Source organism: Rhodopila globiformis (assembly GCF_002937115.1).
Lineage (GTDB): Bacteria > Pseudomonadota > Alphaproteobacteria > Acetobacterales > Acetobacteraceae > Rhodopila > Rhodopila globiformis.
This window is the reverse complement of sequence record NZ_NHRY01000191.1, coordinates 1-16,530: the sequence shown is the minus strand read 5'-3', so window position 1 is coordinate 16,530 and position 16,530 is coordinate 1. Positions and strand designations below refer to the sequence as shown.

Below are 16,530 nucleotides of genomic sequence, written 5' to 3'. Positions count from 1 at the left end.
GGCGAGCGATGACGCCGGTGGCTCCCCAGGCCACCCGTGCTGGCTGCGCCACAGGGTGTGATCAGGCGACGACGTCGGGGACGCGGTCCGCTTGCCGCCGGGCTTTCCCGGCGCCGTCGTTCCCGCAGGGTTCCGCCGCCGGGCCGCCCTGCTTGCCGCAGCCGTCGCCGGAATGGCCCCGGCGGATCAGGCGCCAGGCGCGGGTCGCGAGCATTTTCAGCCGGTTCCGTGCCTGGCTCCAGTATGCTGCTATGCGCGGATACACCGCCGCCTTCAGGTGCCGTTTCGCGTTCACGGCCTGGAGAAACAGCCAGCCCCGCGGTGACAGCGGCCAGATGCCTTCGTGCAGCAGCAACGCCTCGACGCCGAACTGGCGCTTGTAGCCTTCATTGCCGAGCGTGAAATCAAACACTTTCGTTCCGGATTCGATCAAGTGCGTGACCATCTCGTCCATCGCGACGATCCCGGGAGACAGGCCTTCCGCGATACATTCGAAGCATTGCGCCAGGAAAAGATAGCTATCGTTGTGCCGCAACCCAAGCAGCGTGGCGACGATCCTGTCCCCCGCCTTGAGTGCGCACAGCGACGCGAACCGGCCCCATGGTTCGAAGATCACCGTCTCCCAGAAGGCGAGGAACACCGGTTCGTTCAGGATGTCGTGGTACCCGGTTTCCTTGAAGCGGACGCGCCGCTGCTGCCGGAAGGCCTGGAATATCTCACGTCCCTCGCGTTCATTCGCCGCATCGACAAACGTCAGCGCGCCGACGGAGTCAATGAGGTTGCGCCGCTTCCGGCGCTGTTCCTTCCTGTCCTTGGACCGGAGGATCGTCCGGTCGTACTCCTCGCGGGTCTTTGGCAGGGAAAGCGCCCAGGCCCGCTGATCCTGGATCCTCACCCCCTTTAGTTTCGTAAGCGGTACGTTGCGCCCGAATACCGTTCCAGGTACCTTGTCGAACAGCACCATGTCCGCGGGCGGCAGGCGCGCGCAGATCTCGCCCCAGAGTTCGTGGGTCTGCGCGGCATCCAGGTCGATCCCGGCCGACAGAAGCGGCGCGTTGTAGTCGGTGACGCCGAAATCGGGGAACTCGATCACGACGAGCCCCCACCGCCGCCTGATGCAAAGCGGCAGCAGCATCAGCGGGCGGTTGGAGTCCCGGTCGCGGACCGTGACGAACAGCGGTATGGCGCCAAATTTCGGCGCCACGATCCGATACAGGGGAAGCAGCCAGGCGCGCGTCTGGAACGCGGTCGCCTGCGGTTCCAGTGCCTCCCAGTCCGCCATCACGGCTGCCGGGTCGGAGCGGACCGCGATGGCGAATCGTCCCGCCGTAGCCTTCCGGCGCGCGGCGCTTTCGACGCCATCCGGATCATTCCGTTCCTCGCCGCTGGTGCCGGCGCACGCCGCCGGAAGACGGTTCGGGCGATTGTCCAGGGCCTGGCGCAGGAATTTCGGCAGCAAACCTTGGCGGCTCGCAGCGTCCACCAGATGGCGCGGCGTCGCCATGCGCGGCACCATCCCGGCGGCCGATCCGGACCTGGGGAACTGGCAACGGGTGCCGGCCGCGGCTGCATGCTGCGCGGACAGAGCGGCAGCTTCCGCGAGGCGCTCGGCATTGGCTGTCGCCGCGTCAGCCGCGGGACCATCGGCCGGGGTCAGCCAGGCGGCTTTCCAGAGCATCAGACAGCCGTCGCTACACCCGTTGTGCCCGCTGCCATCACAGCGGGTTTCCAGGTTGACGGTGTCGCTCATGCAGCAAGGACCCTGCCCCCGGCGACGCTTCAGTTGAATCTGGGCGGCGACCCGCAACCGCTGTCCGCAGTACCGCACCATCTCGGGCATGAAGAGCAGGCCGTCCAGGGAAGCATGGCGATCGAGTGTTGCCAGCACGCGCGAGGCGGATTTGACTTCGACCCAATCTCCGATCCGGAACGGATGGCCGCGTCTCATGCCCCTCTCTCCGCCCCACGCGCCTGCTGGTTCGCGCCGGTTTCGTAACGTCGCATCAACATCTCGTAATATTGGCCGTACTGCCTCGGACACGTCGGCCCGGCATAGCAAGAAGATATTTGCCGACGCGCAACGCCACGGCATGTGGATAGGCGAAATCTATAACACCCGCGCATCTGCCGCCGTTAACGAAATGGTGATGCTTCATGACTTAACAGTGGGAGCCCTCAATCTCGGTACGATTGTTAGGTCGATATTAGTTCCGTTGAAACGGCAAATCCCCGTGATGCACAACAAAAACTGCAACAGATGCTGTGAAGCGACAGCATCGACACGCGTTCGGATGCCTCTTTTCCTGTGCGGCGAGGCTATGACGGGGAAATGACACTTGATGCACCTCACCACCCGCAAGGCGCTTACCATAACTTTCTATCGCCAATATTTTATTCTCCCGAACGGCCACGCCTTCCCTGGCGCGACGCTGATCGTCCGCAAAACGTGCTTTTGCCGCCCGCCTGCAGAGCCGGCCGACCATCCGACGCATATCACTGAATGATGATTATTCCGGCTTATGCCTGTGCAACTCTGCGCGGTGAAACCAATTGTCAGGTCCGCCGGGATGGAAGTCCGCCGCTCCACGCATTAGCTTCATCACGCAATCCCCTGACAGCAGGAGCCCGGATTATGCGGAGGACTCGCTTTGGCGCCATGGACCTGCAGACCGCGCTGACATTTCTGCTGGGCGTGGCCGTTTGCTATTCGGCTTGGCTGACCTCGATCGTGTTCTGCGCCACCCATGGCGCGCGGCCGTTGCTGATTGCCAGCGCCGCCTTCTTCCCCGTCGGCATCGTCCACGGCATCGGCGTCTGGTTCGGCGGCTGGTAACCGGTGTGCGGGCGGCGCCGCCTCGCCGCCCGCATCCGGCTGATGGCGCCGCGGTTGCGGTATGCGCCGCCCCGGTCCAGGATCGCCCCTCGATACCCGACTACCAAAGTCAGGAAACGAGGAACCGTCCAGGATCATGTCACGCTTCGCCGGATTGACCCCGCTGCTTGCCCCCCGTTCGGTCGCCGTGCTCGGCGCCTCCTCCGATCCAACGCGCATCGGCGGCCGGCCAATTGCCTATATGCGCGCACAGAATTTTCCGGGGGCACTGTATCCGGTCAATCCCAACCGGGCGGAAATCCAGGGGCTGAAGGCCTATCCCTCGGTCGCCGATCTGCCGGAGCCGCCGGACGTCGCGATCGTTGCGGTACCGGCAGAACTCGTTCCGGCGGCGATCGAGGACCTGGGCAAGCGCGGCGTCAAGGCCGTGGTGATGTTCACCGCCGGCTTCGCCGAAATGGACGACGCCGGCGCCGCGGCGCAGGACAGGCTGATCGCCGTCGCCCGCGCCCACGGCATGCGCATCCTCGGCCCGAACTGCCTGGGCGTGTTCGACGCGCGGCGATCGTACTATGCAACGTTCTCGTCCTCGTTCGACAGCGGCTGGCCGGTGCCGGGACGCATCGGCATCGCCAGCCAGTCCGGCGCCTACGGCACGCACCTTTATACCCTGGCGCGCAACCGGGGCATCGGCGCCTCGCTGTGCGTCATGACCGGCAATGAAGGCGACGTCACCGTCGGCGAATGCATCGGCTGGCTGGCAGAGAATCCCGAGGTCGACGTCATCGCCGTGTACGCCGAGGGCATCCGCGAGGCGCCCGGCCTGGTCGCCGCGCTGCAAGCCGCACGGGCGGCGAAAAAGCCAATTGTGATGCAGAAGGTCGGCCACAGCGAACTGGGCGGCAAGGCGGCGAAGTCGCACACCGCCTCGATCGCCGGCGACGACGCCGTGACCGAGGCGGTGATGCAGGAGTTCGGTGTGTTCCGCGCGCGCAACAGCGAGGAGATGCTGGACATCGCCCATACCGCGACACGGAAGATCTATCCGGTGCGGAACACGCTCGGCGTGATCACCGTCTCGGGCGGCGCCGGCGTGCTGATCAGCGACGTCGCCGAGCACCTCGGCCTGCCGATGCCGGAGATGCCGCCGGACGCCCAGGCGCGGCTGCGGGAGCTGGTGCCGTTCTGCGGCCCGCGTAACCCGGTGGACGCGACCGCGCAGGTGTCGAACGACGTGACGCTGGTGAAGACGTTCATGGAGTCGATGGTGCGCGACGGCGGCTACGCATCGGTGCTGGGCTTCTTCAGCATGACCGCCTCGGCCCGCCGCTGGCCCGCCATCCGCGAGCAGCTCAACCTGGTTCGCGCGGAATATCCCGATCGGCTCTACGTTCTTTCGGTCATTGTGCCACCGGAAGGACGTAACGAACTGGAGGCAGACGGCTGGGTGGTGCACGAGGATCCGACGCGCGCCGTGGTGGCGATCGACGCGATGGGCCGCTTCGGCGCCGCCTTCGCCGCCCCTGCCCCGGCCGCAGCGCCAATCGTTGCGCAAGTGACACTGCCGGGGACGGCGCCGACGGAAGCCGAGGCGAAACGGTTGCTGGCGGCAGCGGGAATCACTTCGGCCCCCGAAGCCGCCTGCGCCACCGCCGGGAAGGCCGTCGCGGCGGCGGAACGGTTCGGCTTCCCGGTGGTGCTGAAGATCCTGTCGCCGGACATCGTCCACAAGTCGGAAATCGGCGGCGTGCTGCTGGATGTCGGCGATGCCGGCGCCGTCCGCGCGGGCTTCGACCTGCTACTGCAACGGGCGAAGGCGGCGGTGCCCGAAGCCCGGATCGAGGGCGTGCTGGTGGCGAAACAACTGAAGGGCGGCGTGGAGTGCATCCTGGGCATCAATCGCGACCCCGTGTTCGGGCCGATGGCGATGTTCGGACTGGGCGGGATTTTCGTCGAGGTGATGAAGGACGTCGTGTTCCATCGTTGCCCGTTCGGGCCGGACGTCGCCGAAACGATGATCCGCTCGATCAAGGGCGCGCCGCTGCTGTTGGGCGCGCGCGGACGGCCGAAGGCGGATGTGAAGGCGCTGGCCGAGATGCTGTCGCGGCTGTCGGCGTTCGCCGTAGCGGCGGGGGATCGGCTGCAGTCGATCGACCTGAACCCGGTGTTCGCGATGCCGGAGGGCGAGGGGGTATTCGCGGCGGATGCGGTGATCGAGGTGACGGGACGGTAACGGGCCAGCCCGTCACCGCCCCGTCATGGCGGCCGAAGGGCCGCCATCCACGCCTTGCGGTGCTGATACAGGCGAAGGCGTGGATGGTGGGTCTGCGCCTACCATGACGGTATAGCAACGCCTGTGCCGCCCGTCCGGCCATTTTACAGCAGGCCGCAGGTCGATTGAGACAGGGCGACGGCGCTCCCTCATCGTCATGGCCGGGCGTGTCCCTACGGGATGCACAGATCTCTGAAACGAGTCGGAAATGACTGTAAAATCAAGTGCTTGCCTGGGCGCCGAGAGCGTTCCCCCATCGTCATGGCCCGGCTTGTCCGGGCCACCTGTCGCGGCACACGTGCTGGAATAGGTGGCCCGGACAAGCCGGGCCATGACGAAAGGGAAACGCCGCGGCGGACCGTTTCCGAGNCTCGTCCGGGCCACCTATCGCGGCACATGTGCTGGAACAGGTGGCCCGGACAAGCCGGGCCATGACGATGAGGACAGGGGGCCTCAGTGTCCCAACCGACCTGCGGTCTGCTGTAGCGCCTATGGGGACAGCCCAACCATGGCGATGGAGCAACGGCGCCGACCAGGCGTCGGCGCCGCAGCAACGACGCCCCTATCCCCGCAGGACCGTGCGTCCCGCGTACCGCGCGGCGTCCCCAAGCCCCTGCTCGATGCGGATCAGCTGGTTGTACTTCGCGATCCGGTCGCTGCGCGCCAAACTCCCCGTCTTGATCTGCCCGCAGTTCGTCGCCACCGCCAGATCGGCGATCGTTGCATCCTCGGTTTCACCCGACCGGTGGCTCATCACCGCCTTCCAGCCGGCGCGCTGCGCCAGTTCCACCGCTTCCAGCGTCTCGGACAGCGTGCCGATCTGGTTGACCTTGATCAGGATGGCGTTGGCCGAGCCAAGCTGGATGCCGCGGCGCAGGCGCTCGGGGTTCGTCACGAACAGGTCGTCGCCGACGATCTGGATCTTGTTGCCCAGCGTCTCGGTCATCAGCTTCCAGGTGTCCCAGTCGTCCTCGGCGCAGCCGTCCTCGATCGACACGATCGGGTAGCGCGAAACGAGATCGGAATAATAACGAATGATCGCCTCGCCGTCCAGCACCTTGCCCTCGCCCTCCAGGTGGTACTTGCCGTCCTTGAAGAACTCGGTGGAGGCGGGATCCAGCGCGAAGGTGATGTCCTCGCCCACGCGGTAGCCGGCCTTCTCGACCGCCTTCGCAATGAAGCCAAGTGCCTCGTCAGCCGACTTCAGGTTCGGGGCGAAGCCGCCTTCGTCACCCACGTTGGTGTTGTGGCCGGCATCGTGCAGGCCCTTCTTCAGCGCCTGGAACACTTCCGAGCCCATCCGCACCGCATCCGCCACCGTCGGCGCGGAAATCGGCTGGATCATGAATTCCTGCAGGTCGATAGGGTTGTCGGCATGCTTGCCGCCGTTGACGATGTTCATCATCGGCACCGGCAGGGTGCGCGCATAGGCGCCGCCGACATAGCGGTACAGCGGCAGGCCGACATCCTCGGCCGCGGCTTTCGCCACCGCCAGCGACACGCCCAGGATCGCGTTCGCGCCCAGCCGCGCCTTGTTCGGCGTGCCGTCCAGGTCGATCAGGGCGTTGTCGATCACCACCTGGTCGGTCGCCTCCATGCCGCTGATGGCGTCCAGGATCTCGCCCTCGACATTGGCAACGGCCTTCAGCACGCCCTTGCCGCCGAAGCGGGCGGCGTCGCCGTCGCGCAGCTCCACCGCCTCATGCGCGCCGGTCGAGGCGCCGGAGGGCACCGCGGCCCGGCCGATCGCGCCTGATTCCAGCATGACTTCGACCTCAATGGTCGGGTTGCCTCGGCTGTCGAGGATCTGACGGGCGGTAATGTCGGCGATCGCGGCCATAGGGTGCCTCCGGTCGGTTGAGTGGCGGCGCTGCCTATCACCTTGTTCGTGATGTTGCCAGCCCGGCGTCAGCGCGGCCGGCGCGGCCGGTCAACTCGGCGGGAAGCACGAATACGCGAATGCGAGACCCGCCGCGAACGCCCACGTCGGCATGAGCGCCAGGAAACGTCTCGGCAACATCACACTGGCGCGATAAGGGGAAGGAATCGACGTGACAATCAGCAAAAAACAGATCGCCTGTATATTTTCCCTGGCCCTGGCCGGGATTTTCGGCCTGGGCAGCGGCGCGTTCGCCCAGCAGCAGGGGCAAGGACAATCTGAACATATGCAGTCGGCACAGGGACAATCGGGACATGGGCTGCCGCAGCACGAGTTCGGTCATCCCTGGGGATTGCCGCCGCCGCCGCCCGGCGTCGGGCCGGTGTCGCTGTTCGCCGATATCCACGACAAGCCGCAAGGCAAGTTCCTGGAGGGCGGCGCGTTCGACGATTCCGGCAACTTCTGGTTCGTCGCGATCGATACCGGCTGGGTTTCCTATTTGACTCCCGATGCCAAGCTGGTGCCGGCATTCAACTGCAACCCGCCGTCCGAGTACAACATCGGCTGCGAGCCGCAGGGCACGCGCTGGCATGATGGCAAGCTGTACCTGACCACGCGGCATGAAGGGATCATGGTCTGGGATCCGCAGAGCAAGAAACTCAGCACGGTGGTCAACACGTTCCGCAACCAGTTGTTCAAGGGGCCGAACGACCTCGATTTCGACGCCGAGGGCAATCTGTACTTCACCGATCCGTGGGGCACCGGCCCGGGACCGGACATGGCTGACAAGATGGGCGCAGTGTACCAGTATTCGAAGGACGGCGTGCTGCGGCGCCTGATCACCACCGGCAGCTTCCCGAACGGGATCGCCGTCTCGCCCGACGACAACAGCATGGCGGTCGCCGACTATGCGTCCAACCGGATGCTGTACTACTCGTTCCTGACCGGCCCGAGGCCGGCCTGCGCGATGTGCGCCAAGGACCCGAGCCACCAGACCTTCTTCTTCGCCACCGCCGGCAGCTACAATCCCGGCAACGGCGGCCCGGACGGCATCCACTATGATACGCATGGCAACCTGTGGGCGGCCTGCGGCATCGGCGGCGTCATGGAGTATGATCCGCACGGCATCATCCTGGGCTTCGTGCCACTGCCGAACGGTGACACCGCGGCGACCAACTTCGCCTTCGGCGGCGAGAACAACCAGTACATCTACATGGAGGGTGCGGTCACCGGCACCATCTACCGCTTCAAGGCCCCCTACCCCGGCCTGATCGGCCCGGGCGGCAAGCGCATGGCCGCGGCGAAATAGGCCACGCCTGCCGTGCTCAGGCCACCGGTTGCGGCCGCGTGGCTTGAGCACACGCTGCCTTCGTGCGGAAATCGCCCCCCGCAGCCAATAACACGGAGGAAGCGCCGATGAGCGCCACGCACAGCAAGACTGCCTTCGGCCGGATCTTCCCGCCGCGCGAGGACTGGCTGGCCAAGGCGCCGCCCGAGCCGATCCTCGAGCCCGACCTGCCGATCATCGATACGCATCATCATTTCTGGCACCGCACCGGCGGCGCGCAGGGCGAATCGTGGGAGGTGCCGTCGCTGCGCTACCTGCTGCACGAGTACCTGGCCGATTGCGCCACCGGCCACAACGTCATCGGCAGCGTGTTCCTGCAGTGCCACTCGATGTATCGCGCCTCGGGTCCGGCGCCGATGCGCCCGGTGGGCGAGACCGAGTTCGTCGCCGGCATCGCCGCCATGAGCGACAGCGGCGGCTACGGCACGACCCGCGTCGCTGCCGGGATCGTCGGCTTCGCCGATCTGACGGCGGGCGACTGGGTGACGCCGGTGCTGGAGGCGCATATCCGCGCCGGCGGCGGCCGATTTCGCGGCGTGCGGCACTCGGCGGGGTACGATGCGGACCCGGTCATCGGCAACAGCGCGCCGGACATGCAGCCGGGGCTTTATCTGCGGCCGGATTTCCGCGCCGGGCTGGCGCGGCTGTCGGCGCTGGGGCTGTCACTGGATGCGTGGGGATTCCATCCGCAGATTCCGGAGATCACCGGCCTCGCCCGGGCGTTCCCGGGGACCAACATCATCGTCGGGCATTGCGGCGGGCCTCTGGGCTATGGGCGGTATGCCGGCAAGCGGGACGAGGTGTTCGCCGACTGGAAGCGGTCGGTGACGGACCTGGCGAGGTGCCCGAACGTGACGATGAAGCTGGGCGGGATGATGATGCGGCTGGCGGCCTACGACTACATGGGGATCGACGCGCCGCCGTCATCCGCGCAGCTTGCCGCGCATTGGCGGCCTTATGTGGAAACCTGCATCGAATTGTTCGGCGCCGGGCGGTGCATGGCGGAAAGCAACTTCCCGGTGGAGAAAATGGGAATCGGCTTTGCCACGCTGTTCAATGCGCTGAAGCGGCTGGCGTCGGGATGCTCGGCCGATGAGAAGGCAGCGATTTTCGCCGGGACGGCGCGGCGGGTCTATCGGCTGGAGTGCTGAGATATCGATTCTTTCCCGTTACTGGTGACGGCCCCTTCTGCGCGCTGAAAAGGACAATTCCCTCTCCGTCATGGCCGGGCGTGTCCCTACAGGATGCACACATCTCGGAAACGGTCCGCCGCGGCGTTTCCCTTTCGTCATGGCCCGGCTTGTCCGGGCCACCTATTCCAGCACTTGTGCCGCGACAGGTGGCCCGGACAAGCCGGGCCATGACGATGGGGGAACGCTCTTGGCGCCCAGGCAAGTACTTGATTTTACGGTCATTTCCGACTCTTTTCCAGGATGTGTGCATTGCGTAGGGCGTGTCCCGGCCATCTGCGCTTCAACGGCCGCGGGGCGGATGGCCGGGACACGCCCGGCCATGACGGAGAGGGAACGGCAGACAGTATGGCAGCACCGTCCCGCGCGTATGCACCCGTTCCGTAAACCCACCGCCCTCAGGGCTGGTTGCGCGTCACCAGCCGCCCGGCGCGTGCCGCGGTCGCGCCCTCGCCGGCGACGTAGGCGGACTGGCCGTTGACCCAGGTCTCCAGGATGCCGATGGCTGGCCGCGTCGGCGCCTCGTAGGTGGCGGCGTCGCACACCGTGTCCGGATCGAACAGCACCATGTCGGCATAGGCGCCCTCGCGGATCACGCCGCGGTCCACCATGCCGAACACCGAAGCAGTGTGGCCGGTCATCTTGCGCACCGCCTCCTCCAGGCTGAACAGATTCAGGTCGCGGGCGTAATGGCCGAGCACGCGCGGAAACGTGCCCCACAAGCGGGGATGCGGGTAGGCGTCATGCGGCAATCCGTCGCTGCCGATCATCGCCAGGCGGTGGGCCATGATGCGCTGCACGTCGGACTCGTCCATCTGGTAGTAGATTGCCCCGGCCGGCAGCAGGCGTTCGGCGGCCTGGCGTGGCTCGAGCTGCCACTCCCGGGCGATGTCCGCCAGCATGCGGCCGGCGAGTTCCGGGTGCGGCACCGACCAGGTGATCCGCACCGGCACGTCGTCGCGCAGCCGGTTCGGCATCAGCACGGTGGAGCCGGCGGCGTAGGGATAGACGTCGAAATCGACCTTCTGCCCGGCGGCGGCCTTGTCGATCATCGGCAGGGTCTCGGCGCTGCGGCCGAAATTCTCCGGCATTGTGCACTTGTGGTGGCTGATCACCACCGGCACGTCGACGGCGCGGCCGATCTTCAGGGTTTCCTCGATCGACAGCAGCACGTCGCCGGCCTCGTCGCGCATGTGCGTGACATACATCCCGCCGACACCGCGCAGCGCCTCGGCGACGGCGATCACCTCGTCGGTCGGCGCCATCATGTTGGGCGGATAGTACAGGCCGGTGGAGAAGCCGGATGCGCCCTCGGCCAGCGCCTGGCGCAGGCGGGCCTGCATGCGCGCCGCCTCGCGTTCCGTCGCGGCGCGCTGGGTGTCGCCGTTCATCGCCTCGATTCGCAGCGACATGTGGCCGATCAGCGCGTAGGCATTGACCGGCGGCGGGTCGCGGACAAGCCGATCGGCGTATTCGCCGAAGCGGTCGAAGGCGTACCAAGTCGCGTCGCCGATCAGGTCGAGCGGCGGCGGCGGGCGCGAGGTCATCCGCACCGGCGACAGGGAAACGCCGCAGTTGCCGACGACGACGGTGGTGACGCCCTGCGACATCTTACACAGCATGCAGTCCGGCCCGCACAGCACGGCGCGGTCGTCGTGGGTGTGGGCGTCGATGAAGCCGGGGGCCAGCGCCAGGCCGTCGGCGTCCAACTCGCGGCCGGCTTCCGCGGCGCCGAGGTCGCCGATGGCGACGATCCGGTCGCCCCTGACGCCGACGTCGGTGTGGACGCGTGGGCTGCCGAGGCCGTCGAACACGGTCGCGTCGCGGATGATCAGGTCGCAGCGTAGCGGCATGGTGGACTCCGTTCGTGCTGGTTGGAGCGGGGCGCGAAGCTAGCTGGACGGCGGGGCTGTGGCTACTGCCGCTGCGGTCCATTGCTCCATCGTCATGGCCGGGCTTGTCCCGGCCATGACGGAGGGGCAATGGACCGCACCGGAGGGGAACAGCCCGCACCGGAGGGAAACGGCCCGCGCCGCCGGCAAGATCCGTAACGCTACGAAACCGCCTCGGCCCCCACCAGCCCGCGCGCGTAGTCCATCGCATCGAACGGCCGCAAATCGCCGGCTTGCTCCCCGACACCCACCGCGTGCACCGGCAGGCCGAACTCCTCGGCCAGTGCCACCACGATCCCGCCGCGGGCGCTGCCGTCCAGCTTGGTGACGACCAGCCCCGTCACCGCCACCATCTCGCGGAACACCTTCACCTGCTGGATCGCGTTCTGCCCCGTGGTCGCGTCCAGCACCAGCAGCACGGAGTGCGGCGCCGTCTCGTCCTGCTTGCGCAGCACCCGGATCATCTTCGCCAGTTCGTCCATCAGCGCCGCCTTGTTGTGCAGCCGCCCGGCGGTGTCGATCAGCAGCACGTCGGCGCCGAGCGACTTCGCCTGCGTCAGCCCGTCGAACGCCAACCCGGCGGAGTCCGCGTTCTTCCCGCCCGCCACCACCGGCGTGTTGGTGCGCTGACCCCAGATCTGCAACTGCTCCACCGCCGCCGCGCGGAAGGTGTCGCCGGCGACCATCACCGGCTTCTTGCCCTGCTCGTGGAACCACTGCGCCATCTTGCCGATGGTGGTGGTCTTGCCGGTGCCGTTCACCCCCACCACCAGCACGACATGCGGCTTCAGCGCCGGGTTCAGCACGAACGGCTTCGCCACCGGCTTCAGGGTTTCGGAAATCTCCTCGGCCAGCGACTGCTTGATCTCCGCGTCGGTGACCTCCTTGCCGAAGCGCGAGCGGCGGAACTGGGCGATGATCCGGCTCGACAACGTGGTGCCCAGGTCCGCCGAGATCAGCAGATCCTCCAGTTCCTCCAGCGCCTCGTCATCCAGCTTGCGCCTGGTGAACACCGCGCTGATGCCGCCGGACAGTTTCTGCGAACTGCGCGACAGGCCATCTTTCAGCTTCGAAAAGAAACCCAGGGCCATCAGGCCGCCTCCGCCAAGAGTTGCTCGCCGGTTGACCCGGTGACCAAAGCCCGCATCAGCCGCCCGGGAGCGGCGGGACGGGCCAGGCGCACGGGCGCGAAATGCTCGCTGTGGCCGAGCTGGTCCGCTTCGGTCAGCAGCGAAACGATGTGGCCGATCTGGCCGTTGAAGAAACGATGCGCCTCGGCCTGGCCTGCCTCCCGCAGCCGCGCCGCGCGTTCCTTGCGCACGGGCTTCGGCACGGCGGGCATGCGGGCGGCGGGGGTGCCGGGACGTTCGCTGTAGGGGAACACGTGCAGGTAGGGCACCGCGGCTTCCTGCACGAAGCGCAGCGTCTCCTCGAACAGTTCGTCCGTCTCGGTCGGGAATCCCGCGATCAAGTCGGCGCCGATGGCGATCCCGGGGCGCAGCTCGCGGGCGAGGCGGATGATGTCCAGCGCCTGCGAACGGCCATGGCGGCGGCGCATGCGCTTCAGGATCAGGTCGCTGCCGGCCTGCAGCGACAAATGCAGATGCGGCATCAGCCGCGGCTCCTCGGCGAACAGCCGCCACAGCTCAGCGTCGATCGCCGCCGGGTCGATCGAGGACAGCCGCAGCCGCGGCAGGTCCGGCACCGCAGCCAGCACCCGGCGGATCATCTGCCCGAGCGTCGGATGCCCCGGCAGGTCCGGCCCGTAGGAGGCGATGTCGACCCCGGTCAGCACCACCTCCTGGAACCCCTGCCGCACCAGCGTGCGCACCTGCTCGGCGATCCGGCCGATGGGCACCGAGCGGTTGGGGCCACGGCCGAACGGGATGATGCAGAACGTGCAGCGGTGGTCGCACCCCTGCTGCACCTGCACGAAGGCGCGGGCGCGAGAGGCGAACTCGGTCACCAGATGCGCCGCCGTCTCCGTCGCCGCCATGATGTCGGAGACGGCGGAACCGGCGCCTTCTTCCCAGCTTTCCGGCTTCAGCTTGTCGTCGTTGCCCAGTACGCGCTGCACGTTCGGCAGCGCGGCCCAGGCGGCGGGGTCGATCTGCGCGGCGCAGCCGGTGACGACGATGCGGGACTCGGGGCGTTCGCGGGCAAGCTTGCGGATGGCCTGGCGGGCCTGGCGCTCGGCCTCGGCGGTGACGGCGCAGGTGTTGACGATCACCGTATCGGACGCATGCTCCCCCTGGCCGGCGGCGAGGCCGCGCATGACCTCGCTCTCATAGGTGTTCAGGCGGCAGCCGAAGGTGACGATCTCGGTCATGCCGCCGGGACCTTGGCCAGCGGGACCTTGGCCAGCGGGACCTTGGGCAACGCGATCTCGCCGTGGAAGGCGGTGACGGCGGGGCCGGTCATCAGCACGTGGCCGTCGTCGCGCCATGCGATGGTCAGCGTGCCGCCGTCGACGATGACCTGTGCGCGGCGCTGCGCCAGGCCGCGGCGATGCGCGTTGACCAGCGTGGCGCACGCGCCGGAGCCGCAGGCCAGCGTCAGCCCGGCGCCGCGTTCCCACACCTTCAGCCGGATCGTCTCCGGGTTGATGATGTGCGCAAAGCCGATATTGGCGCGCTGCGGGAAGATCGGATGATGCTCCATCTCCGGCCCGAGCCGGCCGATCGGCACGGCGTCGAGGTCGGGGACGAAGAAGGTGGCGTGCGGGTTGCCCATGCTGGCGGCGGCGGGCTCGCCCGGCAGGCCGAGCCGCAGCGTGTCCATCGGTTCGGCCAGCGGAACGTCGGCCCAGTCGAGCCGCGGCGGTCCCATATCGACAGTGATCAGCCCGTCGGCGCCGCGGATGGCATGTAGGTCGCCGGAGACGGTGCGGATGGTGACGGCCTCGCGGCCGGCCTCACGCATCAGGATGTCGGCGACGCAGCGTGTGGCGTTGCCGCAGGCGCCGGCCTCCGACCCGTCGGGGTTCCAGATCCGCATGAAGGCGTCGGCCGTCGAACAAGGCTGGATGGCGATGACCTGGTCGCAGCCGATGCCGGTGTGGCGGTTGGCGAGGAAGGCGGCCTGCTCCGGGCTCAGCGCGCGCGAACCGGCGCGTTCGTCAAGGATGACGAAGTCGTTGCCGCAGCCATGCATCTTGACGAAGGCGGTGCTCATGCCGGGGGATATAGAGAACCCGGCGGCGTTGCGCTACCACGCGGCTGCGCGGCCAGCCCCGGCGTGGCCGCCCAGGGGCTATTCGTCGTCCCGGATGCCGGCCGGGTCGCCCGGCGGTTATTCGTCGTCCCGGCTGGCGATCCGGATGCCGACCCGGCCGCGCGGCTGGGACAGAGGGGACGCATGCCGGACGGGTAACCGGGCCGCCTGCCGCATCTCGGCCGCCAGTTCCGCGGTGTAGCCGCGGGCATCAGGCCGGCCGGGCCGGGCGCGCTTCCGGACCACCGGCGCCGACATGGCAGCAAGGCGGGCGAGATCGGCATGCATCTGCCGGACCTGGGCGGCGAATGCCGGAGTGTAGTTGCTGAGGTTCTCCACCGGCGCCGTGGCGTGGGCGCGCAGTTGCAGCGTGGCGTCCGGGAACCGGTTCGCCAGCGGCCAGATCGCCATCACGCGTGTCTCGTAGTTGGCGCCTTCGTCCTGCGTGCGCGAGTGATAGGCCGCCGCCGCCTGCGGCCAGCTGCCAATCTCATGATACAGGGCGCTGAGGAAGCGGGCGCCGTAGCGGGCATTGCTGCGCGGGTCGAAGGCTTCGTCCAGCGAGGCAAAGGCGTTCGGGTGGTGCATCAGGTTGACCTGCATGCACCCGACGTCGATGGAGCGGATGCCAAGCGCCTGGAGAACGCGCACGGCCTCGATCGCGTCTTCCTTTGTTGCAAAGAAATGACCGACGCCAAGTACGTTGATGGTCCACGGCCAGGGCACCACACGCCCGCTGGCGGGGTCCGGCCGGCCGCTCTCGACGATGCCGATGGAATGCAGCAGCTTCGGGGGCAAGGCGAAGTCCCGCTCCGCGGCGGTGATTTCGGGCGCGCAAGCCATTGCCGCCGGCGGCACGGCCTTGTCCCTGGCATATGCGGCGGCGACCGGCGCCAGCAGCGCCAGGATAAGGGTCAGGACACGCGTATGCATTCAGAGCAACGACTCCCCTCAAGCAACGAGCTTGCACGCGACGGCGGCCGCCGCACAGTCACGGTTCAGTCGATTGCGTGCACGAAGCAGTGAAGGAAGGCGGTTTGATCGGTGGTGAAGCAGAGGGTCCGCGGCGTGGGCGTTTTCACCATGTCGTGGCCGACATGGGCCGGTGCCGGCTGGTGGAGGCCACAGGCGACGGGCGTGCGGCACGATCGTCCGGACGGGTCACCAGAGAGTTATAAGGTTTCCGGGAAAGATTGTCGGTTTCGTCACTCTTCAGGCCAACGCAGACCGCACCAGGAGTCGCCGGAAAGCCGCCAAGAGTTTCCGGGAACCATATAACCGGCCGGACGGCGACGGGCGCTCCGGCATCTTGGCGTCTTGGCGTTGACAGGACCCTCGCAGCCGCTCCGGCGGTGATGGGTGTGCAACACCGGTGGCCGGTGAGGTTGGTTCGACCGATAAAGCGCCAAGACGCCAGGTTCAGGGCCCTCAGGCCGCCTCCTGCCGCGATCCAGAGCATGACCGTTCCCGGGAAAAATTGGCGGATCCGTCACCCCTCGGGCCAGCACGAGCCGTACCAACAGTCGCGGAAAAACGACCAAAATCTTTCGGGAACCGTATTACTACAGCAAACCGCTGCCGTCCGACCCCCGTGCGGCAGTGAACCGCCCGTTCCGTCATGGCGGCTACCCGGGACAAGACCGGGCACAGGCTCCGGGCCGCCATCCACGCATTTACTGATAGCGGCACCGCAAGGCGTGGATGCCTGGCCTTCGCCCGGCATGACGGTTGAAACGCCCGCGCCACGACACCGACATCCGCACTCGAACTGCGCAATGTCCCCCTGACCTCTGCGGCCCTCGGCGTCCCTCAGTCCATCTCTGTGCGAACAGAAATACCCCATCAACCACGCTGTCCCCGCCCGGGACGCACCAGCAAACCAACGCCTCCCATCACCCCCGCC

At 67.4% G+C, this 16,530-nt stretch carries 12 protein-coding genes; 5 read left to right on the top strand and 7 right to left on the bottom strand.

Features of this window, described 5'->3' with window-relative positions:
* Nucleotides 1-61: 61 nt before the first annotated feature.
* A complete protein-coding gene (locus CCS01_RS17700; RefSeq protein WP_158258461.1) occupies nucleotides 62-1,750 on the bottom strand; it encodes a GNAT family N-acetyltransferase in 1,689 nt (562 codons plus the stop codon).
* Between the two features lie 586 nt (nucleotides 1,751-2,336).
* Between CCS01_RS17700 and CCS01_RS33800 the strand changes: the two genes are divergently transcribed.
* From CCS01_RS33800 to CCS01_RS17695, 3 genes are all read left to right on the top strand, one after another.
* A complete protein-coding gene (locus CCS01_RS33800; RefSeq protein ID WP_158258460.1) occupies nucleotides 2,337-2,504 on the top strand; it encodes a hypothetical protein in 168 nt (55 codons plus the stop codon).
* Nucleotides 2,505-2,632: 128 nt separating this feature from the next.
* The gene (locus tag CCS01_RS32960; RefSeq protein ID WP_146101826.1) at nucleotides 2,633-2,833 is read left to right on the top strand and encodes a hypothetical protein; all 201 of its coding nucleotides are present in this window, start codon (nucleotides 2,633-2,635) and stop codon (nucleotides 2,831-2,833) included.
* Nucleotides 2,834-2,969: 136 nt separating this feature from the next.
* Nucleotides 2,970-5,066 carry an acetate--CoA ligase family protein gene (locus CCS01_RS17695; RefSeq protein WP_104520102.1) on the top strand — a complete coding sequence of 699 codons (2,097 nt, stop codon included), beginning with the start codon at nucleotides 2,970-2,972 and terminating at the stop codon, nucleotides 5,064-5,066.
* A gap of 601 nt (nucleotides 5,067-5,667) precedes the next feature.
* Here the strand turns inward: CCS01_RS17695 and eno are convergent.
* Nucleotides 5,668-6,945 (bottom strand): phosphopyruvate hydratase, encoded by a 1,278-nt coding sequence (gene eno / locus CCS01_RS17690; RefSeq protein ID WP_104520101.1) that lies wholly within the window; start codon nucleotides 6,943-6,945, stop codon nucleotides 5,668-5,670.
* Between the two features lie 211 nt (nucleotides 6,946-7,156).
* Between eno and CCS01_RS17685 the strand changes: the two genes are divergently transcribed.
* Both CCS01_RS17685 and CCS01_RS17680 read left to right on the top strand, forming a co-directional pair.
* Complete coding sequence (locus CCS01_RS17685; protein WP_104520100.1) at nucleotides 7,157-8,293, top strand: SMP-30/gluconolactonase/LRE family protein; 1,137 nt, start codon at nucleotides 7,157-7,159, stop codon at nucleotides 8,291-8,293.
* A 107-nt stretch (nucleotides 8,294-8,400) separates the two neighbouring features.
* Complete coding sequence (locus CCS01_RS17680) at nucleotides 8,401-9,483, top strand: amidohydrolase family protein (RefSeq protein WP_104520099.1); 1,083 nt, start codon at nucleotides 8,401-8,403, stop codon at nucleotides 9,481-9,483.
* A 437-nt stretch (nucleotides 9,484-9,920) separates the two neighbouring features.
* On the opposite strand, the gene CCS01_RS17675 is transcribed toward CCS01_RS17680, so the two are convergent.
* From CCS01_RS17675 to CCS01_RS17655, 5 genes are all read right to left on the bottom strand, one after another.
* A complete protein-coding gene (locus CCS01_RS17675) occupies nucleotides 9,921-11,375 on the bottom strand; it encodes an N-acyl-D-amino-acid deacylase family protein (RefSeq protein WP_104520098.1) in 1,455 nt (484 codons plus the stop codon).
* Between the two features lie 200 nt (nucleotides 11,376-11,575).
* Nucleotides 11,576-12,505 (bottom strand): signal recognition particle-docking protein FtsY, encoded by a 930-nt coding sequence (ftsY, locus tag CCS01_RS17670; protein ID WP_104520097.1) that lies wholly within the window; start codon nucleotides 12,503-12,505, stop codon nucleotides 11,576-11,578.
* Nucleotides 12,505-13,743 (bottom strand): tRNA (N(6)-L-threonylcarbamoyladenosine(37)-C(2))-methylthiotransferase MtaB, encoded by a 1,239-nt coding sequence (mtaB, locus tag CCS01_RS17665; RefSeq protein WP_104520096.1) that lies wholly within the window; start codon nucleotides 13,741-13,743, stop codon nucleotides 12,505-12,507. The genes ftsY and mtaB overlap by 1 nt, the downstream gene beginning before the upstream one ends.
* Nucleotides 13,740-14,588 carry a diaminopimelate epimerase gene (gene dapF / locus CCS01_RS17660; RefSeq protein ID WP_104520095.1) on the bottom strand — a complete coding sequence of 283 codons (849 nt, stop codon included), beginning with the start codon at nucleotides 14,586-14,588 and terminating at the stop codon, nucleotides 13,740-13,742. Before dapF ends, mtaB begins: the two co-directional genes overlap by 4 nt.
* A 117-nt stretch (nucleotides 14,589-14,705) precedes the next feature.
* Nucleotides 14,706-15,560, bottom strand: coding sequence for a transglycosylase SLT domain-containing protein (locus CCS01_RS17655; protein ID WP_104520094.1), 855 nt, complete (start codon nucleotides 15,558-15,560; stop codon nucleotides 14,706-14,708).
* Nucleotides 15,561-16,530 lie beyond the last annotated feature (970 nt).